Annotated in this window: 2 protein-coding genes; one reads left to right on the plus strand and one right to left on the minus strand. The window is 56.6% G+C overall.

The features are described 5' to 3' along the window. The coding region (locus ACP5E6_RS18575; RefSeq protein WP_427956874.1) for a hypothetical protein at positions 1–267 on the plus strand (267 nt) is incomplete at its 5' end. A 497-nt stretch (positions 268–764) separates the two neighbouring features. Here the strand turns inward: ACP5E6_RS18575 and ACP5E6_RS18580 are convergent. After that, positions 765–1,577: a hypothetical protein gene (locus ACP5E6_RS18580; RefSeq protein ID WP_427956875.1), complete on the minus strand. Its 813-nt coding sequence runs from the start codon at positions 1,575–1,577 to the stop codon at positions 765–767. Between the last annotated feature and the right edge of the window lie 612 nt (positions 1,578–2,189).

Consider the following 2,189-nt stretch of genomic DNA (forward strand, 5'->3'; position numbering starts at 1 on the left):
GCCGTGATCGGGGCTCGTGAATGGGTGACGGCGACCAGTAAATGGGTGAACGACCGGAACCATGGGCAGCAATTCCGCGCGAGGTTCGTCCGCCTGTCACCACCGACCACTGCCAAGGGAAAGCTACCGGCTACTACAGGTAGCATCGGCGTGGGCAAGACGACGATCATGCGGGCGATCCTGCAGATCCTCTCCGCCAAAGGTGTGCGTCTCCTGCTGGCGGCGACTGTCGATGGCGATCACCGGATGCAGGAAAAACCCCGCTGATACCCCATCACCAGTCGGCCCAATCCCACGGCAACGCACCTCGCGGACGGCAAAGCTGATTTCAGTCGTGTCCTACGTAGTCGCAATCCGACGGCCCTGGCAGGCAGCGGCTGTGCAATCCCCCCAGTGTTTCCCTCCGCCATCTCGGTGCACGTGACCGACGGGGCCGACAGGAGGCGCTGGATCACAGTATCCCGCGGCCGCGTGCCGCCAAGCTTGTGGACGACCAGCAACCCGGGCTCCACCACCCGTTCAACCAGTGTGCTGCCGATCGCTGCACGGCGTGCATCCCCGCAGTGACCCGAAGCGTCAACTCGTTCCGACACCACCCTCCCCATCAAGCTCAAAATCATGGAGAGTCAGGGTCCACCCATAAATAAAATTTAATTTGTAAATGCCGTAGGTGACGTGGAGGATCGGCCATCACCTACTTTATATCGAGCATCTTCGGTAGCTTGCTGAAATTCAAACAACCAATACACGACAATCCTAAAAACTTAGGTCTTGTATGGAAAATCATCGTTCTGTGGAAACATTGCCTCTTCAAGTAGAATTTTCAAGGCTGCCGTGGTTATTCCCGGCTGCCAAGATTTCTGGAGATAGTCTGGAGTGATCAATCCTAAAAAATCCATGTTGTAACTCACATTTTCGAATGTTCCCGGCTGGCATATTCTTTTCAGTACCCATGGCATAACACCTCGAGTCTGCAGGACCTGATCTATGCGATCCTGGTGGCGATGCCATAATGTAGATGCGTCATCGCAGAGAATGAGCACGCGCCAAGCTCTGCGACTAAGCGACCGCGCGCGACCAACGACGCCTTCAGCATCCGCCGAAGAGGATACGGCGGGACAGGTCAGAATGATCGATCGGCCGACCAAGTTGCTTGCGGCATTGTCATTTGCCGCGGTGCGGACCGACGGGCGTATCGTCTTACGTTTGAAAACCTTGTTTACGATCGAGGTCGAAGCTGGTCCGAGTGTCTCTGCATCAAGGACCTCACGATCGGACGGATCGATCAGGACCAGACCATTGTGCTCCCGTAACAGATCTTCCAGCACCTGAAGGGTCAGCGCGCGCCAGGCGAAATGATCGACCCCGATCACGGTCACCCCTCGATGAAATTGCTCCCGATGGAGATCATAAGGATCGATGTTGGCGAGTATGCACAACCTTTCTTCCAAATTTTGCTGGACCTCTGGCGCGGATATGGCGCTGAGAACAAACGCTTGCTGCAGAAGCAAGCAAACAACTGCAACATTGATCCGATCGTCATTGCCATCATTGAAGTTAAACTGAGATTTACTCATGGTATTGTCTCCTGTTGTTCACAGGAGAAGCGTAATTAGTAGTGATACTTCGGGGCAAAGTTCTCGGATCAGGAGATCTGAACGCTGGAAAATCGCGTTACCAAGGAAGCGTCTGATCTGCGATTATTCAATTCGAGCCGGGAATTGCCGATGAAAATGCTGCAAACCCGCGGGACTGGCGCCCAGCTTCGCTCCATACCGATCCTCGTCATGAAGCGGGCGAGGATCAGCCCGATCCACTTCCGATTCACAGCGGCGCTGCCAATCAAGGCAGTCGGCTGGGCAGGCAACGCGACACCGCGGGAATCACCACGGCAGAACGGATCTATTCCGGACGACGTGCCGGGCGCGCTTTTACTCCTGAGCCCACCAGGGATCGCCCGCGCGCAGAAGCGGAGATGCGTAACCGTACGGCCTCAGGCGTGTAGCGGAGTGATCTCAAGCGGTTTAGCTGGACTCCTTCTGGAGGCTCATAAGGAGGCGGCTGATGGAGGGAGAGATCGTTGCGCGGGTCGAGCGGCGCCGGATGTGGTCCGCGGCTGAGAAGGCTGCGTTGTTGGCGGAGGTCGAAGCGGAGGGTGGCCGGGTATCGGTGGTGGCGAAGCGTCACCG

It is taken from the genome of Acidiphilium sp. (assembly GCF_049977125.1).
In the GTDB taxonomy this organism is placed as follows: Bacteria; Pseudomonadota; Alphaproteobacteria; order Acetobacterales; family Acetobacteraceae; genus Acidiphilium.